Genomic DNA, 20467 nt, shown 5'->3' with positions numbered 1-20467 from the left:
GAAATAAAACATTTTATTCTTTCCTTCGGCCAAGCTCAGCGCCGTTTCCGGAAAAACGTGCTGCGTGAGCTACCGGGGTTGCCTAGTGTGTGAGCTCATGAACCCAACGACGAACTTGCTGGATGGCGGAAAGCCCTTCCGCGATCCCCACATCTCGCCCGAAGGCACGCGCGATACCGCGCCGCTTTCCACTGACGTGGCCGCGCGCAATGAACAGCTAGTGGAAAAGTGGGCGGATAAGCTCGCCTACGAATCCGCAGAAAACATCACCGAGTGGGCCGCCGAGCACGCCCCTGGCCGGCTTGCGGTCACCATGTCCATGGAAAATACCGTGCTGGCAGAGCTCTCCCACCGCGCCGGGCTCGCAGCGGATCTGCTCTTCATCGATACCGGCTGGCACTTCCCTGAGACCCTTCAGGTGGCCGAAGAGGTGGAAAAGCGCTACCCGGATCGCCCCCTTGTCCGCGTGCTGCCGCTGCTGAGCCCCGAAGAACAAGACGAGGTGTACGGCCCGCGCCTCTACGCGCGCGATACTTCCGCCTATAACCGCATGCGCAAGGTCGAGCCACTGAATATGGCAATGGATCCTTATGTCGGATGGGTCACGGGCCTGCGCCGGGCCGATTCCGAACACCGCGCCCACGCCCCAGCGCTCAGCCTGGACCGCACTGGGCGGTTAAAGATTTCGCCGATGATCACTTGGAACTTGGACGATACCGATCAGTACATCGCAGATAATGACCTCATCATCCACCCGCTGACCCTGCAGGGATACCGGTCCATCGGCGACGCGCCGTTGACCTTCCCGGTCGGCGATGGTGAAGACGCCCGCTCCGGGCGAGTATTTGGAGATGGCAAGACAGAATGCGGGTTACACGAATAATGAGCACACTTTCCCCACACCTACAAGACCTAGAAAATGAATCCATCCACATCCTGCGCGAGGTGGCCGGGCAATTCGATAAGGTAGGCATCCTCTTTTCCGGCGGCAAGGACTCCGTCGTCGTCTTCGAACTGGCCCGCCGCGCCTTCGCCCCGGCCACGGTGCCATTTGAATTGCTCCACGTGGATACCGGCCATAACTTCCCCGAGGTCATCAAATTCCGCGATGACTTGGTCGCAGAATCCGGTGCCCGCCTCCACGTCGCCCACGTTCAAGACTGGATCGATAGCGGCGAACTGCAGGAACGGCCCGATGGAACGCGCAACCCGCTGCAGTCGGTGCCGCTGGTAGAGACCATCGCCAAGCGCGAGTACGACGCCGTGCTGGGTGGGGCCCGCCGCGATGAGGAGCGCGCCCGCGCCAAGGAACGCATCTTTTCCATCCGCGATTCCTTCGGTGGCTGGGACCCGCGCCGCCAGCGCCCCGAGCTGTGGGACCTGTACAACGGCGGCAAGATGGCCGACGAAAACGTGCGCGTCTTTCCCATTTCTAACTGGACCGAATCCGATATTTGGGAATACATCGGCGCGCGCGGGCTCGAGCTGCCGCCCATTTATTACTCGCACCAGCGCGAGGTCTTCAACCGCGGCGGCATGTGGCTTTCACCAGGTGAATGGGGCGGGCCGAAAGGCGATGAGCAGCTAGAGACCCGCACCGTGCGCTACCGCACCGTCGGCGATATGTCCTGCACCGGTGCCGTCGACTCCACCGCATCCAGCCCCGATGAGGTGCTCGCGGAAATCTCCATTTCCACCCTGTCTGAGCGCGGCGCCACCCGCGCCGATGACAAACTTTCCGAATCCGCCATGGAAGACCGCAAGAAGGAAGGCTACTTCTGATGACGACTACCCTCGAGCCGAATGTCGGCGCCCTCAAACAGCGCGATACCCTGCGCTTATGCACCGCTGGCTCCGTTGATGACGGCAAATCCACCTTCGTCGGCCGCCTGCTCTATGACACCAAGTCCGTGCTCGCGGACCAGGTCGAGTCCATGGAGCGCTCTTCCTCCGATCGCGGTTTCGATGGCATGGATCTTTCCCTGCTTGTCGATGGCCTGCGTGCCGAGCGCGAGCAAGGCATCACCATCGACGTGGCCTACCGCTACTTCGCCACCGATAAGCGCACCTTCATCCTCGCCGATACCCCAGGCCACGTGCAGTACACCCGCAATACGGTTACCGGCATGTCCACCTCGCAGGTAGTGGTGCTGCTCATCGATGCACGCCACGGCGTCGTCGAACAAACCCGCCGCCACCTCAACGTGGCCGCGCTCTTGGGCGTGCGCCACGTCGTCCTCGCTGTCAACAAGATCGACCTCGTGGACTATGACGAGCAGGTCTTCCGCGATATCGAGGCCGAATTCCATAAGATTGCGCAGCGCCTGGACATTACCGATACCACCGTCGTGCCCATTTCCGCGCTCAAGGGCGATAACGTGGTCGAGCGCTCTACCACCATGGACTGGTACACCGGCCCCACCGTCCTCGAGGTCCTTGAGACCATCCCCGTCGCTACTGGCCGCGCCGATGAGCTGGACTTTCGCTTTCCCATCCAGTACGTCATCCGCGAACACGCCACCGATTACCGCGGCTACGCCGGCCGCGTGAAGGCCGGTTCCATCTCCGTGGGCGACACGGTGCACCTGCCCGAAGGCCGCACCAGCACCGTCACCCAGATCGACACCGGCGATGGCCCCGCCGATTCTGCCGCCGCCGGCGATTCGGTGACGCTGCTGCTTGCCGATGCCATCGATCTCACCCGCGGCGATCTCCTCGCCGGCGCCCAGCGTCCCCCGGCCACCCGGGAATTCGCTGCCACGGTGGTAGGCCTTACCGAAAAGGACCTAAAACCCGGCCAGATGCTCAAGCTGCGCTACGGTTCCTCCCTGGTCAAGACCCGCATCGCTGCTCTTTCCCGCACCTTGGATCTCGACGGCGTATCCGACGTGGACGATCCCGAGGCCGTTGTCATGAACGATATCGCCCACATCACCATCCAGACCCAGGCCGAACTGCCCGTGGAGGATTACGCCGCCCGCGGTGCCGTGGGTAACTTCCTGCTCATTGATCAATCCTCCGGCAATACCCTGGCCGCCGGCTTCGTAGGCCACCGACTGCGCTAGTCGTTTTTCGCGCCACTCTCACTTTAGCCGCTGTCGCTCATGTCGCTGCGCGTCATATTGAGGCCTGTGCACCGAGCAACAGCGGCGAAGTTGGGCCCAGCACAGCGGGCCCTTCGATGGCTAGGTGCACGTAGCAGGGGAGTGCAGCCACCAGCGCGAACCTAGCAAGATTTGCCACAAAACGGTTGAAAATTCAGCGAAACGTGCTTGTTTTACATTGACCTATCGTGTTGGTGGAACATCACCCGACATGATGACCTTCTGCTCGCTCTCATCCCAGCGGAATCCCGCATTGGTTGTACCCGAGCGGTTGGCATTGCTTTCACCTTTGCGAGGCCAGTGATAGGTCACCGCGATTTCGGAATCGTTTACGCGTTCAACCGTGGGAGCGAAGCCGTAGGGTTCTGCTGTTGCGGTCCCTAAGTACTCACCGTGGTTGAACAGCATGATGTGGTAGGGAGAAGAACTTGTTCCTCCCTCGATCATCAGGGTTTCCCACGATAGGGAAGCGCAAGGGTCGTAGCCTGAGGAATCGATTAGCTCCCAACCGATGGTGTACCACGGCGCAACTTGGGAAACGCTGTCTTGGAACGCTGTCTGGGCGCTTTGCGTACCGCAGGTTTGGTCGGATTTGCTTGCAGAAGAATTCTCGTCACCTAGTTGGGACGCTTGGCTTTCCTCTTCTTCATCCATCACTACGTTGGGCGGCACTGGCTTGGAAGTAGTTTCTTCTCTTGGGGAAGAATCTTTCCTCGAGGTTTCCTGCTCTGCGTCGTCATCTTTTTCTGGTGAGGTGGACCTCGAAGCAGTCTCATACTGGAGGCGTTGACCATCAGCGTTGGTGGAATTATCGTCACAGCCAGCCAGAGCAAGGGACACGTTTGCGAGGATCATTGGTGCTCCGATGGCCAGTACTCGGCCGTGGAAAGGCCTATGCGAGTTAGGCATTCTCAATTGCCCGTCGTCCCATAGTCTTGCGAATCGACCACACGAACTCCCAAAGAATCAACATGAGCGGAGTGGTTACGAGCGTTTTGATCAGTGAGGCGCTGAAGCCTGCGGTCTTAGACTCCAGCTCCGAGGAATCAAAGACGAGGTCCAGGGCGGTGACGTCACTAGCTTCGCCGGCAAGGGACAAGCCTCGGATTCCGGCAATAAGCCACATGAGGAGCAGTATGCCCCATAGCACGCACCACATGATGGATTGACAACGTTGGCGGTCTGGCTCGACAGAGAACGCTACATTACTAAAGTCGACGGTGAATTGTTTATTAGCGACGTTGAAGCTTGAATTGCTGCTGGATTGATGATTCGTTGCCTGCGGCTTCCAGTCTTGTTGTTGCGCCGAGTGTTGAGGAGCGTATCCAGGCACCGGGGAATTGGAAGCAGGATTCTCTTGCGGTGCAGTGTCGGACGGGAGAGCAGCGATGTAGCGGATGCGCGCGATATCTACTTCGGCCCCAGTGGCATCAGCCAACTCGTTATCGTATTGCTTGCGCCGGTTGTCCGCGGAAAAGATTTGTCGCGCAGTATTCAGTTCGTCGCGTGCTGCGGTGTCCGCAGGATCTACGTGGGCAAGCTTGTTGTCAATCTCTGCGATGAGATCGGTGGAATCGGCCGAAGCATCGAGGGAGAGAGTCGTAGAGGTTGTAGTGGGGCATAGAGAGTTCCTTTCTAGTGTTAGATCCAGGGTTGTACGGAGAAGAGAGTGAGAGATCAGGAAGAGAGTATTTACGTAAAGAGGGAACTAGCAGGGGTCGGAGAAGTCGGCGTTATTATTCAGTGAACGAGCATTGCCACCGTATTGCGCTTTTAGCTCGCACACTTTCTCCACGCTATGGCCTGCGTCGAAGTAGATAGCATAGACGTCGTTGCCGTTTACTTGACTACGAAGAGAGCTGCAAGCGCCGCCGTAAAGAATTTTCGATCCCGGGTACTTGTCCTGTACGCGGGAGGTCTCGCTAAACGGTTCGCCACTTGAGATGAGCACGGACTCAGCGATGAGGATGTATCGGCCGTCGCACTTTCCGTCCCAATCTCCGGCCCAGGCGAATTCATCTTCGGCCCCGGATCTGTTGGTGGTTTCCTTAGCGCTTTCGGCTTTGGCGTTAGCATTGTCGTCGCACAGCAAAACCTCATCAAGCAAGCGGCGTGGGGCACCAGCGTCTTCAAGTTTGGACTGGTCGTAGCATCCCATATCGGATTGCGGCACCGATCCATCTGTTTTGTAAATGTGCCACGCATTGTCGGTCCAATAGAACAAGGCGAGGTTCCCGGTGCCGTCTTCACCTGCAAAAAGCCAAGAGTCATCGCAGTACATCTTTACTGGGGAGCGCAAATCGCTAAGTTTGTCGTCTGCGTAATTATTGCACTTCTCGTATTTGGTCAGCTCTTGTGCTTTAGCATCATTTTCTTCTCTGGGGGATTCTTTTCCTCGTCCTTTTTTGGAATTATCCTCATGTTTGTCGGACTCGGCTCCCTTCTCAGAGTGGGAGTCATCTTTAGCCTCAGAGCTAGTCGCCAATGCAGGTTCATTTGGATCATCTGCATCATTTGTATCGTTCCTATCAACGAATGCCCAAGCTAGACCGCCAACCAGAGCGAGAACCGCTAGCACAGAGATGACTAGGAACACGATGCGTCTATTTTTACTGGAGGACTTAGGGTGTTCAAAGTTCTCGTCTGTAGATGATGCTGCAGTAGTCGAGGCTGTAGAGGAATTAGGTGAGGGCGTGCCCCAAGCTTGTTCCTTGCGCGGCAAGGGGCGCATACCTTCAGTAGAAGGATCCGAGGAGGGGTGATCCGGCTGGCCCCAAGCATTGTTGTCGTTCAAAAGCTGGACTCCTCCATAAGCAATTTAAGAGCGGAATACGAGAGAGATTGGACAATCTAACGATTAATCCATGATGTACTAGTGACATACAATTTGCAGAAATTGTTTCAATTAAACTTTAATCTAGGCATTTAGCTCCATTCAAGTTACTTTCGCATAAAACGAACGACATAAGTACGACATCTGTGCGGTCAAGAGTTGAAGCTAGAGGGAGTAAGTCGCCCCCAAAACCGTTGAATAAAAGGGCCTAGCAACAGCTGAAGGCTGTGCTTTAGTGCGAGAGCTTGAGCAAACGAGGGACTTGCAGTCGGGAATAGTAAGCCGGCTCCTGGGCCCGACCCCCGAAAAGTGGACACGTCGGGGGTTAACTATGCTGCTTTGGTCAGTATAGCCGAAGTCTCGGTTTCAAAGACATCAGGAGCTACGAGATTGCACCAGGAGTGGCGCCTGCGGGTGTTGTAGCGCATGCACCACCGGAAGACTTCCTGACGGCAGCTAATTGGGTTGTCAAAGACTTTCCGATTTCGCATCACTTCCCGCTTTAAAGTAGCGTTAAACGATTCTGCCAGGGCGTTATCAGCACTCGTACCTACCGCTCCCATGGACTGGCGTACACCTAACGACGAGCAGTAGTTTCTGAACGCTTGTGAGGTGTACACGCTGCCGTGATCGGAATGGAAAATAGCCCCGTCAAGACTGCCGCGCACACCGTGTGCGTGGGCTAGGGCATCGATGACCAACGAGACACGCATGTGGTCTGCGAGTGCATAACCTGCAAGTTTCCGTGAATAGGTATCAATGACTGTGGCAAGGTACATGTTTTTGCCTCCCTTACAGGGCAGGTAGGTAATGTCGCCGACATACACACGGTTCGGCTCGTCAGCTGTGAATGTACGGCCTAGTAAATCCGGCATGACGCGGTGACCAGGCTTGCGCCTAGTGGTGGTACATCGACGGCGTTTAGTAAAGCCTTTAAGTCCCATGGCTTTCATGATGCGTGCAACTTTCTTGTGATTGACCGGGGTATACGCCGGGTCTTCCTTGAGGCTTGCAGCGATGCGTTTAGCCCCGTAAAGACCATGCTCATCATCAAAGATGGTTGTGATCCTTGCACCAATAACGGCATCAGAATACATCTTTAACCTGCGTTTTTCGCGGGTTTTGACCCATTTGTAAAACGAGGAGCGATTGAGCTTTAACACGTGGCACATCCGCTTGACCGAGTATTCGGTTCGGTGGTCATAGACAAACTGGAAGCGGATCACCAGTGAGTCTCTTCGGCAAAATATTTCGCAGCCTTACGCAGAATATCGCGTTCTTCGCGCAGCTTAGAAACTTCTTTTTCCAACTGGCGGATTCGCTCAGAATCATTCGTCGCCTGGGCTTTATCATGCACGGCTTTTATGCGGGCACGTTTGCCGGTGCCGTACTTTTTGACCCAAGAATGCAGCGAGGCTCGGTTGATGCCGAGCTCGGCTGATGCTGAGTTCAACGAGAGGTCCTCATTGTTTTCATAGAGGGCCACGGCATCGCGTTTGAACTGTTCGGAATACCTGGACATGGTGGTAGATTACCTTTCTTCCCAGCTCGACTGGGCTGGATATCAGGTGTCCACCAACTAGGGGTCAGGTCCCCTTCCTGGCCAGCTTAACCCCAAGTGTGACCTAAATTTGAATCCTCTATGAGGAACGAGAAAGAAGCACCTGTGGCACTGGAGCGAAATCGCAATGCGTCCGAATTTCACACAGCTCGCAAACGAGTGAGCGTGCCCCGAGACCTTATCAGGCGATTAGGCGGTGCGTTGGCCTATGGCGCAATCGAAGCTTTCGGACCAGATGCCCAATCAGAATTGAGCAAAGTCTTTGATTTGGGTGACGTTATTGACCTCATCTTGCTATGTCAGCTGCCGGAAATGGAGATCGCGCCGGGAGTGGAGCAGTAGGTGGAGAGAGACTACGCCAAGAAGCTGCTGGGGCGAATCAGTGCGGGGGCTACGCATTAGGAGACTTATGACCGCCAGCTGCGTGCGACTGTGGTGCGGGTATCGCGTGGGGCGTTCGCCTGTGGACCTTGCCGGGCGTCAGCGCCTTCCCAAGGATGTGGAAAGGGCATTCCCAGAGTCGTTTTCCATTGCGATATCACCAGTCCCTACACCATTGCCGGAGGAGGTGTGGCTGGGGATGTACGTGGCCAATGCGACGCGGCTCGGAGAGCTAAACACTCAGGTAGAAGGTGCCGGGTTGGATGAGAACTGACAGCAAGGGTTGCGGCTGGGGATGAGCCTGGCCGCAACCTACCGCCAAGTCTGGAGTTCCGTGCGCGGCCAGTGGCACGTGAGCCCGCAGACGCGCTATATCGTGCTCTCGTGCTTTGGCTATTGCCCCTTTGTCTGCCGCGTGGCCGAGGGCAGTTGGCGCCGCGATTCCTTCGACGAGAGCCACGGTCGTTTCAAGGTCACGGAAAGGTATTTGATAGATGTGGATCGCGAACGCTTCATTCACCTTGACAGCCCAGATCCGGGTGGTGCTTAGTTGCCCACGGCACGGGAGGCGGCGGAGGCGACGACGGAGGAAGACCTCGCCGTCGCAAGTACGCTTACTGGCCGAATCATCGCCGTGGGCGCCGGGCATAAAAATATTACGATTCGCCTGCACCAAAGGAACCACACGTTGAACTTTGATTAGGGCGAGCAGGTATTCTCGCAGACATGGAGAATCTCAACGGACGCACACTTTTCGTCGCCGCCGTGGACGCCGAAGCTGCGCACATTCCAGACGGCGAAGCGCTGCTCATTACCGGAATCGGCACGGTTCCAGCCGCGATTTCCCTGACGGAGGTATTGGCAGAGGCTCGCGCAAACGATGCTTTGCCTGAACGCGTGGTCAATATTGGTACGGCAGGCGCGCTTGTCGATGGCATGGATGGCGTCTTCGAGATCAATAAAGTAACCAAGCACGATTTCAAGCTAGAAGTGCTGACCGATATCAGCCGTTACCTCCTGCCAGAATTCATTGAGCTGGAGACCTCCGGCGAGCTTCCCACGCGCGGGCTGGCGACAGGTGACATGTTTGTCTCTACTACCGCATTGCGCAATGAGCTGGTGAAAAAATCCCAGCTATGCGATATGGAGGGCTATTCTATTGCCGCTGCCTGCCAGCGCTTTGGTGTGCCCTGCACACTGCTGAAGCAGGTCTCCGATTCCGCTAATGAGGAATCGATGGGCACCTGGGCTGGCGTCTTGGACCGCAGCGCCCGCCAGCTGGCCGCTGCCGCAGCCGATTTAGGCTTCTTGCGCTAGCCGATGCCTCCGTTTCCTTCCTCGCCGTTTCGCACGGCGGAGGAAGAGCAGGGCTTTTTAGGTTTGCGGGCTCATGGCCGCGAAAAGCTGCTTTACCTTTTCGCGAGGAGACTCTTCGAGGGGGCTGTCGCCGTCGCCTTCTTCGCCGGTGCGCTCGGACTCGGGGTCTGTATTGACCGCGTCCTCATTTTTGTCGTCTTTGGATATGGACTTGGATCCGGTGACTATTTCGATGTCATCGGGGGAGACCTCACCGGCGCGCAGGGCGGCCATCTCTGCGTGGTAGCGCAGGACAACGGTAATGGTCGCGGCGACTGGCACGGCAAGGAAAGCACCCACGATGCCGGCCAGGGTGGAGCCCACGGTGATGGAAAGCAAAACGATGGCCGCGTGCAGGCCCATGGCCCTGGACTGCAGGATGGGCTGGAGGACATTGCTTTCTACCTGCTGGACAATGATGATTAGCGCCAGAGCGAGCAGCGCATTGGTCAGCCCGTTGGAGACCAAGGCGATAATGACGGCCAAGGCGCCGGCGGTGACAGCACCGATGATGGGGATAAAGCCCGCGAAGAATGTGATGACGGCGATGGCCAGTGCCAGTGGGACCTGGAGGACCCAGAGGCCGAGGCCGATAAAGACGGCATCGACAAGCGCGACTAGGGCTTGGGCCTGAATGAAGCCAGACAACGTCTTCCACACGCGGGAGGTCAGTTCCGTGATGTGCCAGGCAGCGGAGTTACCGGTGTATTTGCGCAGCCAGGGCAGGAATCTATCGCCGTCTTTAATGATGAAGAAGGTGATAAAGAGCATGATGACGGTGGCTACCGCAATGGAGCTGGCCATGGAGAAACCGGAAAGCACGCCGGTGGCGATGGTGGAAGCCTGGCCCTTGGCAAAGGACACGATGTCCTCGAGGACCGACTGCAGTTGGTCCACCTCAATATCCAGTGGGGAATCATTGACCATCTTGGTCAGCTGCATAATGCCGGCTTCGGCTTCATTGATAAGCACTTTGGACTGCGCGGTGACCATGGGCGCCATGGCGGCAAAGATGCCGCCGAAAATAACCACCAAACCCAAAAGCGTTGTGACCGCTGCCAGGGTGCGGGGAAAGCCCTTGGAGCGCAGGTAGGCGCTAACTGGATAAAGCACCGTCGAGACCAAGATGGCGAGGATAACCGGCAGCAGACCCACCCAAATAAAGCGCAGCAGGAAACCCGCCAGGCCCAATCCTGCGACGATGAGGATAAAGCACACCGAAATCTTGGCCATGCTGCGGAAGTCCTTGGCCAGCACGGCGGATTTATTATCGCGATCGGCGGGATCGGCGGTGGCTACCTCAGCGCCCAATTGGGATTCATCGGGGGAGACCAGCGGCGCGACAAAGGGGTTCTTTGCGTCAGCCTTGCGGTTGACGGAGTTTTGCTCGAGCGTCGACGGATACTGCGCGCCCTGCGCCGAGTTCTGGCCCGGGTGCTGCTCGGTGCCGCTGGAAGAGTGGTTATCTGGCGTAGTCATTCATCTACTATGCCACACGAAACCACCTAGAGATAGCGCGGGAAAAGCAGAGAAAAGGTAGCGCCCCACCCAATTCCCAGCAGAAAAAGGGCGGGAGAAGGTGGGGCGCTTAGTCACTGTGCCGCGGCGACGGCAACTGGCGTATTAGTCGCGCAGGTTGCCCACGTTGCGGATGATGCCGAAGCGGTGCATGGTCACGGAGACTGCCTGCTCGAGGAGGTAAGGCATGAGCTCACGGCGGCCATCGGCAAGCACGGGCTGGTCCAGCACCACGGAGTTGGAGCGCACCGCTGCCTCGTAAACGGAATCCGGCACGGTGCCCAGGGCGCGCACGCGGGAGGACTCGTCATTGGCCACGGCGGCGGCGAAGGAACCGTCAGAAATGGACTTCACGTCGAAGCCGAGCTCCTGCAGCTGGCCGGCAACCTCTGGGGCGGCGGAGATTTCCGTCTCGGTGCCGGTAATCCCGGAAGCCAGTACCTGGCGGGCGACATCGCGCAGCTTGTAGTCCTCGCCCACGCGGATGCGCAGCTTGGTCAACAGTGGGCGGTAGCGGAAGCGATTGGCCTCAGAAACCAGTGCGGTGCGGTCGTGGGTGCGACCGAATTCCTCGAGCCATGCAATCCGGTCCAGCTCGGCAGAGCGCCAGAGCCATTCCAGATCGTTCTGGCTGAGCTCATCAGAAAGCTCATCGCGCAGGCGCTGCAGAATCTTCACGCTGGCTGGGGCGATATCCACGTCGCGCGGCTTGAGCTCGCCATCGGTCCAAGTACCCATCTGGGCTACGTAGTTCGGGCCGCCGGCCTTGGCGCCCGGTCCCATGACGGATTTCTTCCAGCCACCGAAGGACTGGCGCTGGACAATCGCGCCGGTAATGCCGCGGTTGACGTAGGCGTTGCCCACCTCAACGTTGTCGATCCAGTACTCGATTTCCTTGTCATCCAGGGAGTGGATGCCGCCGGTCAGGCCATAGCCGGTGCTGTTTTGCCAAGCGATGGCCTCTTCCAAGGTATCGGCGTACATGATGCCGAGGATGGGGCCGAAGCACTCATTCTTGTGGTACCAGGAGCCCGGCTGGACATTATCGCGAATGCCCGGGGACCACAGGGTGCCCTCTTCGTTGAGCTTCTCTGGCTTCAGCAGCCACTTTTCGCCCGGCTCCAGCTGGGTCAGGCCGCGCAGCAGCTTCTCGCTCGGCTTTTCAGCCAGGCCGTTCATCGTGGTGGTGATGTCATAGCCCGGGCCAGGCTTCAGGGTCTTGACGGAATCCAGCAGCTGCTCGCGCAGGCGCTTGGACTTGCCCGCAGCGCCAACGAAAATCACCAGCGAGGCGGCCGAACACTTCTGGCCGGAGTGGCCGAAGGCGGAGTTGTACAGGTCCTGGATGGCCAGGTCCGGGTCTGCTGCTGGGGTGATGACCAGCGCGTTCTTACCGGAGGTCTCTGCCATCAGGTTCATCTTGGGCTTCCAGGAGCGGAAGAGCGCGCCGGTATCGGACGCACCGGTCAAAATGATGTTGTCCACGTCATCGTGGGAGAGCAGGGCCTTGCCGGCATCGCCTTCATCAGTAAGCACCAGCTGCACCAGATCCGGGTCCAGGCCTTCTGCTTCGAGTGCGGTGCGGAAGGCCTCAACCACCATCTTGCCGCAGTGGACCACCTGGGGAGCAGGCTTGACGATGACCGCCGAGCCCGCCGCCAAGGAGGCTGCAATGCCGCCGGTAGGAATGGCGATGGGGAAGTTCCACGGCGGGGTCACCACGGTGACGGTGTGCGGGTGGAACTCGGAGTGGGCCTCTTCCAAGAAGCGGGCGGACTGGCCGTAGTAGGTGCAGAAGTCGATGGCTTCCGAGACCTCAGGGTCAGTCTGGGTGACCGTCTTATTTGCCTCGTAGGCTGCCACGGAGATGAAGTCCCCGCGCTTGGCTGCCAGCTGGTCCGCGACGGCGTCTAGGGCTGCGGCGCGCTCTGCGGCGGGGCGCTTGCCCCATTCGGTGCCCAATTCCTTGGCGCGGGCGACGTAGCTTTCAACAGCGGATGGGTCGGTGACCTCTTGGACGCCGTGCTCACCGGGGTCATTCGCAAGCGCGCGCTTGGCCCAGGTGCGGTTCGGGGTAATTGCCGGGTCCGTATCGGGCTCGTTCCTGAAGCGTCCGGAATCCGGTGCCTGGCGCCCGGAATCCTCGAGGCGGTTCTGGGTGCGGCGCGATCCAGCGAAGGTATCCCAGCGCTTGGCCACGGCCTTGCGGAAGGTCTCTTCCTGGCTAGCCAGCGGTTCCTCGCCCGGTGCAAAGAGGGCGTAAAGGAAGTTCTGCGGCGCGGAGTTCTCCTCCAAGCGGCGCACCAGGTAGGACACGGCGACGTCGAAATCATCCGCGTGGACGACGGGGGTGTAGAGGATCTGGCGGCCCTCGTAGACCTTGCGCACCGCTGCCTGCTGCGCCGGGGACATGCCCTGCAGCATCTCAGAATCCAGCATGTGCAGCACGCCGCGCTTTACACCTAGCTCGTAGGCCATGGCGGCGGTGTACAGGTTGTGGCTGGCCACGCCGATGCGGATGCAGTCCGCGAATTCCTCCTGCAGGATAAAGTCCAGCAGGCGGTAGTAGTTAGCGTCTACGTCCAGCTTGTTGGTGTAGGTAGCCAGCGGCCAGTCGTGGACCTCGCTTTCTGCGGTCTCCATAGACAGGTTGGCGCCCTTTACAATGCGCACCTTGACCTTGGCGCCGCCCTCTGCCACGCGCTGCTTGGCAAATTCCGCGATGTCCTGGAGGGCATCGAAGGTATCGGGCAGGTAAGCCTGCAACACGATGCCGGATTCCAGGTTCTTGAACTCCGGCTCGCTCAAAAGGCTCTTGAAAAGGCGCAGCGTCAGATGGAGGTCGTGGTATTCCTCCATGTCCATGTTGATAAAGACCTGTGGGTTGCGGCGTGCGGCCTCCTGGTAGAGCGGGCGCAGGCGGTCCTTCAAACGCTCCACGGAACTGCCGATGTCCCAGTTGTTCAGCTGCGCCACCATCGAGGACGCCTTGACGGATACGTAGGTCACGCGCGGGTTTTTGATGAGGTCCAGCGTGCGGCGCGCGCGGGACTGTGCTTCCTCTTCACCAAGGACGGCCTCACCCAGGAGGTTGAGGTTCAGTTGTTCACCGGAAGCGGCGGCCTTTTCCAGGGTGTCATTGAGTGCATCCGATTCCGCGTCCAGCACCAAGTGGCCAACCATCTTGCGCATGTACAGGCGCGCTACCGGCATGACCAGGTTAGGCAGGATCGGGCCGAAGAAACCGCCGGCACCGACGAGCGCGCCATTGATGCTGCCCAAGAAGGAAGGATCGTACTGGGAAGAAATGTCCTTCAGTGCCTTGGCCGCAACCTTGTCATCCTCTGGGCGCATGACGCGGTCAACGAAGTCCATGGTGAACTTCACGCCATTGTCATCGCGCAACAGCTCCGCGAGCTGCTCGGTGGCCTTATCCTTTTCATCCGCGGTGGAATCGAGCCAGCCTTGCGCGCGCTTAATAACGGCAGGCAGTACGGCCTCAACATCATCAGATAGTGGCGTGCGGGTGTATGCGGGAGAAGTCATGTGAAATTCAACCTCTTTTTCGAAACGTGTACTTCCAGGTTGGTGGCCAACCCACACCGCGGTGTGGCCTTTGTTCTGTGACTTTTAGCGCCGGGGGCAGAAATTGGCTGGTAAGTCTATGAAAATTAGAAAGCATGCGGCGATTAGGTCTCCGCATACCTGGCAATGAGTGGAACACGCGGGATGCGCGCGCCGCTGCTCGGAGGTTTAAACCAAGCGAATCAACAAGCCATAGTGCTACCGGTAGTGGGGGACCGGGGGCCTGTCGCTATGGCGGCGGACGCGTGCCAAGTTGGTGTTCAACACTCACCTGCTTTCTACACTGTGGCGATGTGGAGCTAGGGGGCAGGAATGAAAGCCCAGTAGTGGTTTCCTAATCCGGTCCTAGCACAGGCATCAGTGGACGAATGATGCCGAATGATGCGTGGGAAATGCTATGTAGTTGTGTGTGAAATCAATTATAGGGTTGTCGATATAGTGATGCTAGTCTCGTTAGCAAAATCGGCAGTGGGGGTATAAAGGTAAAAAAGAAAACCCCAGCATGTGGGGTTTTAAGGGGGTGGGGCCACGATTAGGGGTGAGCGCTATTCGCGCCTATGCAGCTATTTGCCGTACCCCGCTTTTAGCGCCTTGACCGCTAGCTCGAGACGAGACTTGGCGTGAAATTCGGTTAACAGGCTAGAAACATATTTCTTTACCGTTCCCGGAGCATAGTGAGTGCTTTTTGCGATCTCTTCGTTGGATTTTCCCTCGCATACTAAATCGAGGATCTGAGCTTGAGCAGGCGAAATATGGTGCTCAGGGGCGGAAACCGCAGACGTAGATTGAGCATCGTTTTCGCTCCAGCCAGGCATTTGTTGGAATAAGCGCGTTAAAGGTTGGGGAGCCACGACCGTGCCACCGCGGACGGCCTCGCGCACCGTATCCAAAATATAGGCCGGCTTCGAGCTTTTGAGGATATAGGCTGCCGCCTTATTGGACAGGACTTCCCTTAGGGTGTCGTCATTATCCATTGCGGTCATAGCAATGAATACCGGTGGATTAGGCAGCTCATTAAGCTCGCGCAGCAGTGCTGTGCCGTCCATCTCCGGCATATGAATATCCGCGATGACGGCATCGACATCGTGTTGTTCTAGCTGCTGTAATGCGGCTTTCCCATTTTCTGCGACGGCGCTGATTTCCATATCTTCGGCCGCAGCGAAATAGTGGCCGAGTGCCTCGATGACTAGTGGGTCATCATCGACTAGGAGCAGCGAAGTTTTTACTTGAAGCACCATGGGGCTGGGCAGCCGAAGACGAGCTCTGCCGAGGACTCGTATTTATTGTTTTGCGGGAGGTCGCCAGGGGTGAGGTCTGCGCCAAAGAGAGAGGCGGACAGCATGAGGGGCGCGAGAAAGCTAGCGAGGGCAGCCTGCATTGCACGACTCCTTTATATAAAAACCGGATTTATAAGAAACATACGTAAGTGTAGTAAAGGAATGGTGGCGCTGCCAGCGAAGGTGGCTGAACTAACGTTCTTCATGCGCAGACGGGGGCAGCGCGAGCGTGAGCTCCCAGTATTCATCGACACGACCTGCCTCCAGCCGAGCATCGATAGTTGCCGCAAGGCGCGTCATCGAATTAATTCCTATGCCGGAGGAAGTCTCCGGCGTGGTGCTCGTTGGCTTGGCAATAGGGTTGCGGATAGTAAGAATCGTCCATCCCAAATGTGGTTGGGCCGATACGGTAATTTCTGCCCCGGGTGGTGAGTACTTGACGGCGTTGAGGCAAGCCTCCCTGGTGATGGCTTCGACCGAGTCAAGAACGGAGGGGGAAAACTGGGGGCAAAAATCTTCTCCGCTTACCTTAATAATTGGAGTGCGGTTGAGCTTAGATAGCTGTCCTTCTTCCCAGGCCAGTACCTGCGCAAAGTTTGTAGGATGTGGTTCTTGTTTAAAACTCAATTCATCGTTGATTCCGTCAATATTGGAACGCAAGACTTTAGTTAAAGCGCGTATTTCAGACATCGACGAGCGCATTGCATCGCTTAATTCATCGAGGCGGCGGCTGAGCTCCGGTGTACTGGCGTATTCCAAACTGAGCGCTTCTAGCTGCATGGTATTGACGGTAAGGCTGGAGATTACCGAGTTGTGCAGGGTTTCAGCTAGGTCAGATTGTCGGCGCTTAACATCGTTATTCCACTCCACCATGGCGGTTTTATAGCGCCGTGCGGAATGAGCGAGTGAGCTGCCGATGAAGGTGCTAATGACCAAGAAAATTCCCCAGACCAGTGCGGGTGTTGGATCGAGGACTAGCCGCAACGTACCAGGATCTACCAGGCCTACCAGCCAAAACACTGCGCAGAGAAGGATTGACTGCCACTTGGTGCTGCGAAAAGCGAATACGGCAAGGAATACCGGGGCTAAGAAAACGGAACTGGCGTAGGGGATTCCCACGGTAAGAATGGCGATAATCCAAATTGCCAGAAAACCCACTGCCATTGTCTTCGGGTACCGATAGGCAGCAGTCGTGATAGCCGTCAAAATTACCCCGACTATTGCCGCTGAAAGTTGGTGTTTAGTTGGGGTGAGAAATGCGGCGAAAAGCGTAAGTGCCAAGCAAATGATGGCGATCAGCGCTGCGGTGCGCTGTAGGGTCATCGCCGCGCGAAGGCGGTGGCGAAAGGGAAGTGGCGGGGTGAAAGTCAAGGTGGAATGCGCTTCTTTGGTGCTCAGACTGAATAGTTGCGAAAGGGCTTGTGGCGTCTCGCACCTAGCTTAAGGCCTGGAAGCGTGAAACCAGCAAATGAAAACAACTAAACCCCGCACCTTCCGGTGCGAGGTTTAAAACCTGCGTGGAAAAGTGCGGGGGTTTAGTCGGTCTTCATGAAGGAGTGTAAACGCGAAGGTTTACTTAAGCGTTAGCTGCGGTTTCGGTAGCAGCGTCAGCGTTGTCCTTGGAGGACAGGCCCTCGATTACGGAGGACAGGTCCACGGAGTCGGAGTTGGACTCGGAGGACAGCTCAGCAGCGCCCTTGATGGCCTTGAAGATTGCCTCGAAATCGAGGGAGGAGCTGAGATTTACGAGGGTGTCGAGCATTGGACGTTTCCTTTCGAATTGGCGGAGTGAAACTACAAATCAATCTCTCTGGGTAGCAACCAGTGGCTGCTGTGGTTTCCAGTATGTGCGAGTTAAATACGCCTGCCAAGCCTCTTTTGGATCCTTTGTGAGGTAACTTTTGGCCACCTTTTTATGGCCCTTTGGTGAGCTTTTGGGTATGGCAGAGTTTGTTTCTAAAAGGTGATTCGCTCTTTCCTGACGTGGAAGAGAGGAGCAAGATTTAGGGCTGAGAGCTGGGAAAATAGCATAATTTTTAAGGAGAGTTGAGCCGGCGGGAATAAGATTTGAGTCTTAGTGGTTATAAAGATTGAGTGACACGGGCTCAAGAATTTATGAACGAGTTCGCAACTTCTGTTAGAGTAGCGCACGGACGCAACGAGAAGTTGAGTCACTGACAATCAACTTTATTAACTGCACTCGATAAAAAGGAGAATGAATCATGGGACGCGCAGTAGGTATTGACCTTGGTACGACGAACTCCGTCGTTTCCGTACTGGAAGGTGGCGAGTCTACCGTTATTGCTAACTCCGAAGGTTCCCGCACCACGCCTTCCGTTGTAGCGTTTGCTAAGAACGGCGAAATCTTGGTTGGTCAGTCCGCCAAGAACCAGGCCGTGACCAACGTGGACCGCACCATCCGCTCCGTCAAGCGCCACATTGGTACTGACTGGACCGTCAACATCGATGACAAGGACTACACCTCCCAGGAGATTTCCGCTCGCACGCTGATGAAGCTCAAGCGCGATGCAGAGTCCTACTTGGGTGAGGATGTTACGGACGCCGTTATTACCGTTCCTGCATACTTCGAGGACGCACAGCGTCAGGCCACCAAGGAAGCTGGCCAGATTGCCGGCCTGAACGTCCTGCGCATCGTCAACGAGCCCACCGCGGCTGCGCTTGCATACGGCCTGGAAAAGGGCGAGCAAGAGCAGACCATCCTGGTCTTTGACTTGGGTGGCGGCACCTTCGACGTATCCTTGCTGGAAATTGGCGATGGCGTCGTTGAGGTTATGGCCACCGCAGGCGATAACACCTTGGGCGGCGATGACTGGGACCAGCGCATCGTTGACTGGTTGGTTGACCGCTTCAAGAGCTCCCAGGGTGTTGACCTGACCAAGGACAAGCGCGCCGTACAGCGTCTGCGCGAGGCTGCAGAGAAGGCCAAGATTGAGCTGTCCTCTTCCCAGCAGGCCAACATCAACCTGCCTTACATCACCGTTGACTCCGACAAGAACCCATTGTTCTTGGACGAGACCCTGACCCGCACCGAGTTCCAGAAGATCACCCAGGATCTGCTGGACCGCACCAAGGCTCCGTTCAACCAGGTCATCAAGGATGCTGACCTTTCCGTTGGCGATATCGACCACGTTGTGCTGGTCGGCGGTTCCACCCGTATGCCGGCCGTATCTGACCTGGTCAAGGAGCTGACCAGCAAGGACCCGAACAAGGGCGTTAACCCGGACGAGGTCGTTGCAGTGGGTGCTGCCCTCCAGGCAGGTGTGCTGCGCGGTGAGGTTAAGGACGTGCTGCTTCTCGATGTCACCCCGCTCTCCCTCGGCATTGAAACCAAGGGCGGCGTGATGACCAAGCTTATTGAGCGCAACACCACCATCCCGACCAAGAAGTCCGAGACCTTCACCACCGCAGAAGACAACCAGCCTTCCGTGCAGATTCAGGTCTTCCAGGGTGAGCGCGAGATGGCTACCGCCAACAAGCTGCTGGGTTCCTTCGAGCTCGGCGGCATCGCACCGGCACCTCGCGGTGTGCCCCAGATTGAGGTCACCTTCGACATCGACGCCAACGGCATCGTCCACGTGACCGCAAAGGACAAGGGCACCGGCAAGGAAAACACCATCAAGATCCAGGAAGGCTCTGGCCTTTCCCAGGAAGAGATCGACCGTATGGTTAAGGACGCCGAGCAGCACGCTGAGGAAGACAAGAAGCGTCGCGAGGAGCAGGAGCTGCGCAATAACGCAGAGTCCACCTCCTACCAGACCCGCAAGTTCTTGGAGGACAACGAGGACAAGGTCTCTGAGGACACCAAGACCAAGGTCACCGAGGCTGCTGACGCTGTAGACGAGGCCCTTAAGGGCGATGACCTTGATGCCATCAAGTCCGCAGTAGAGAAGCTGTCCACCGAATCCCAGGAGATGGGCAAGCAGATCTACGAGGCACAGGCTGCAGAAGGCGGCGCTGAGGGTGCTGCCGATGCTGGCGCTGCACAGGGCGACCCAAACGTGGTCGACGCTGAAGTTGTGGACGAAGACGAGCAGAACTCCGATGACAACAAGGATGGCGACAAGTAATGACTCAGGACAGCGGAATGCCGCAAAACCCAGGCGACCCGAAAAACACGGATCCGGAGGCTACCTCGGCTGACCGCGCTGAGGCTGCTGCCGAAAAGGCCGAGGAAGCACAGGCTGCCAACGACGCGCAGGCCGATGCCTCCGAGGAAGCCAAGTTGGATCCCACCCTTGATGCTGACCTCGAAGACGCGCTGGCTGATGTCAACGCCGATGAGGTCGAAGCCGAGGCGGAAGGTGATGAGCCAACCTCCACCGGTGCTGCCACCAACGATGTGGAAGCGCAGTTGGCAGAACGCACGGAAGACCTTCAGCGTCTGAATGCGGAATACACCAACTACCGCCGCCGCACCGAGCGTGACCGCCAATCCGTTATCGAGACCGCGAAGGCAAAAGTTATTAGTGATTTGCTGCCGGTGCTTGATGACCTCGATTTGGCCAAGCAGCACGGTGACTTGGAGGGCCCGCTCAAGGCAGTTGCGGATAAGCTCCGCAAGGGCCTAGAGCAGCACAACCTCACCGCCTTTGGTGAAGAGGGCGAACCCTTCGACCCAGAGATGCACGAGGCCGTGCAGGATTTGTCCTCCGGCGATGAGCAGGTGCTCGGCACCGTGCTGCGCCAGGGTTACCGCGTAGGTGAGAGGCTGGTGCGCAACGCGCTGGTCATCATCGCGGACCCCGGTGAGGATTCCGGCAGTTCGGAAGGCACCGAACAGGCCGATTAATCCGGAAAAAGGGCGCCTTGGGAACTGACTGATTCAACTTCC

At 57.5% G+C, this 20467-nt stretch carries 18 protein-coding genes; 8 read left to right on the top strand and 10 right to left on the bottom strand.

Translation table 11 applies throughout. The features are described 5' to 3' along the window. Positions 1 to 97: 97 nt before the first annotated feature. Genes ACLI1T_RS10335 through ACLI1T_RS10325 form a run of 3 tightly spaced genes read left to right on the top strand, consistent with a single transcriptional unit; the run spans position 98 to position 3065 of the window. Positions 98 to 883 (top strand): phosphoadenylyl-sulfate reductase, encoded by a 786-nt coding sequence (locus ACLI1T_RS10335; protein ID WP_411702621.1) that lies wholly within the window; start codon positions 98 to 100, stop codon positions 881 to 883. After that, on the top strand, positions 883 to 1782 hold the full coding sequence (gene cysD, locus ACLI1T_RS10330) for a sulfate adenylyltransferase subunit CysD (RefSeq protein WP_411702620.1): 900 nt from the start codon (positions 883 to 885) through the stop codon (positions 1780 to 1782). The genes ACLI1T_RS10335 and cysD overlap by 1 nt, the downstream gene beginning before the upstream one ends. After that, positions 1782 to 3065: a sulfate adenylyltransferase subunit 1 gene (locus ACLI1T_RS10325; protein WP_411702619.1), complete on the top strand. Its 1284-nt coding sequence runs from the start codon at positions 1782 to 1784 to the stop codon at positions 3063 to 3065. The genes cysD and ACLI1T_RS10325 overlap by 1 nt, the downstream gene beginning before the upstream one ends. 222 nt (positions 3066 to 3287) lie before the next feature. Here the strand turns inward: ACLI1T_RS10325 and ACLI1T_RS10320 are convergent, their stop codons facing one another. The 4 genes from ACLI1T_RS10320 to ACLI1T_RS10305 all read right to left on the bottom strand — a co-directional run bounded on the left by ACLI1T_RS10320 (position 3288) and on the right by ACLI1T_RS10305 (position 7459). Then, the gene (locus tag ACLI1T_RS10320; RefSeq protein WP_411702618.1) at positions 3288 to 3959 is read right to left on the bottom strand and encodes an LppP/LprE family lipoprotein; all 672 of its coding nucleotides are present in this window, start codon (positions 3957 to 3959) and stop codon (positions 3288 to 3290) included. Positions 3960 to 4005: 46 nt separating this feature from the next. Next, a complete protein-coding gene (locus ACLI1T_RS10315) occupies positions 4006 to 4542 on the bottom strand; it encodes a hypothetical protein (RefSeq protein ID WP_411702617.1) in 537 nt (178 codons plus the stop codon). Positions 4543 to 4812: 270 nt separating this feature from the next. Next, entirely contained in the window at positions 4813 to 5898 is a 1086-nt protein-coding gene (locus tag ACLI1T_RS10310; protein WP_349887521.1) for a hypothetical protein, read from the bottom strand. A 368-nt stretch (positions 5899 to 6266) separates the two neighbouring features. Then, positions 6267 to 7459, bottom strand: a protein-coding gene (locus tag ACLI1T_RS10305) for an IS3 family transposase (RefSeq protein WP_411702616.1) whose coding sequence is annotated in 2 segments (ribosomal slippage) — positions 6267 to 7180 and positions 7180 to 7459 — 1194 coding nt in all. Because the reading frame shifts where the segments join, the coding sequence is not laid out codon by codon here. A gap of 120 nt (positions 7460 to 7579) precedes the next feature. On the opposite strand from ACLI1T_RS10305, the gene ACLI1T_RS10300 reads away from it, so the two are divergent. The 3 genes from ACLI1T_RS10300 to ACLI1T_RS10290 all read left to right on the top strand — a co-directional run bounded on the left by ACLI1T_RS10300 (position 7580) and on the right by ACLI1T_RS10290 (position 9196). Next, the gene (locus ACLI1T_RS10300) at positions 7580 to 7840 is read left to right on the top strand and encodes a hypothetical protein (RefSeq protein ID WP_239269247.1); all 261 of its coding nucleotides are present in this window, start codon (positions 7580 to 7582) and stop codon (positions 7838 to 7840) included. Between the two features lie 334 nt (positions 7841 to 8174). Beyond that, the gene (locus tag ACLI1T_RS10295; protein ID WP_349863431.1) at positions 8175 to 8429 is read left to right on the top strand and encodes a hypothetical protein; all 255 of its coding nucleotides are present in this window, start codon (positions 8175 to 8177) and stop codon (positions 8427 to 8429) included. Positions 8430 to 8605: 176 nt separating this feature from the next. Beyond that, positions 8606 to 9196 carry a nucleosidase gene (locus ACLI1T_RS10290; protein WP_411702615.1) on the top strand — a complete coding sequence of 197 codons (591 nt, stop codon included), beginning with the start codon at positions 8606 to 8608 and terminating at the stop codon, positions 9194 to 9196. A gap of 57 nt (positions 9197 to 9253) precedes the next feature. Here the strand turns inward: ACLI1T_RS10290 and ACLI1T_RS10285 are convergent, their stop codons facing one another. The 6 genes from ACLI1T_RS10285 to ACLI1T_RS10260 all read right to left on the bottom strand — a co-directional run bounded on the left by ACLI1T_RS10285 (position 9254) and on the right by ACLI1T_RS10260 (position 17377). Beyond that, on the bottom strand, positions 9254 to 10714 hold the full coding sequence (locus tag ACLI1T_RS10285) for an AI-2E family transporter (protein ID WP_411702614.1): 1461 nt from the start codon (positions 10712 to 10714) through the stop codon (positions 9254 to 9256). A gap of 144 nt (positions 10715 to 10858) precedes the next feature. Further along, positions 10859 to 14299 carry a bifunctional proline dehydrogenase/L-glutamate gamma-semialdehyde dehydrogenase gene (locus tag ACLI1T_RS10280; RefSeq protein WP_411702613.1) on the bottom strand — a complete coding sequence of 1147 codons (3441 nt, stop codon included), beginning with the start codon at positions 14297 to 14299 and terminating at the stop codon, positions 10859 to 10861. Positions 14300 to 14901: 602 nt separating this feature from the next. Continuing rightward, positions 14902 to 15576, bottom strand: a complete 675-nt coding sequence (locus ACLI1T_RS10275) for a response regulator transcription factor (RefSeq protein WP_349853635.1) — start codon at positions 15574 to 15576, stop codon at positions 14902 to 14904. After that, the gene (locus ACLI1T_RS10270; RefSeq protein ID WP_284771664.1) at positions 15561 to 15716 is read right to left on the bottom strand and encodes a hypothetical protein; all 156 of its coding nucleotides are present in this window, start codon (positions 15714 to 15716) and stop codon (positions 15561 to 15563) included. Before ACLI1T_RS10270 ends, ACLI1T_RS10275 begins: the two co-directional genes overlap by 16 nt. Positions 15717 to 15807: 91 nt before the next feature. Continuing rightward, positions 15808 to 16986: a sensor histidine kinase gene (locus ACLI1T_RS10265; RefSeq protein ID WP_411702612.1), complete on the bottom strand. Its 1179-nt coding sequence runs from the start codon at positions 16984 to 16986 to the stop codon at positions 15808 to 15810. A gap of 205 nt (positions 16987 to 17191) precedes the next feature. Beyond that, the gene (locus ACLI1T_RS10260; RefSeq protein WP_023024121.1) at positions 17192 to 17377 is read right to left on the bottom strand and encodes a hypothetical protein; all 186 of its coding nucleotides are present in this window, start codon (positions 17375 to 17377) and stop codon (positions 17192 to 17194) included. 460 nt (positions 17378 to 17837) lie between these two features. Between ACLI1T_RS10260 and dnaK the strand changes: the two genes are divergently transcribed. Next, the gene (gene dnaK / locus ACLI1T_RS10255) at positions 17838 to 19703 is read left to right on the top strand and encodes a molecular chaperone DnaK (protein WP_411702611.1); all 1866 of its coding nucleotides are present in this window, start codon (positions 17838 to 17840) and stop codon (positions 19701 to 19703) included. Next, entirely contained in the window at positions 19703 to 20425 is a 723-nt protein-coding gene (gene grpE, locus ACLI1T_RS10250; RefSeq protein ID WP_411702610.1) for a nucleotide exchange factor GrpE, read from the top strand. The genes dnaK and grpE overlap by 1 nt, the downstream gene beginning before the upstream one ends. Positions 20426 to 20467 lie beyond the last annotated feature (42 nt).

It is taken from the genome of Corynebacterium tuingiense (genome assembly GCF_046718165.1).
Classification (GTDB): Bacteria; Actinomycetota; Actinomycetes; order Mycobacteriales; family Mycobacteriaceae; genus Corynebacterium.
The sequence above is the reverse complement of the archived record's forward strand: the minus strand, read 5'-3'. Positions and strand labels throughout refer to the sequence as shown.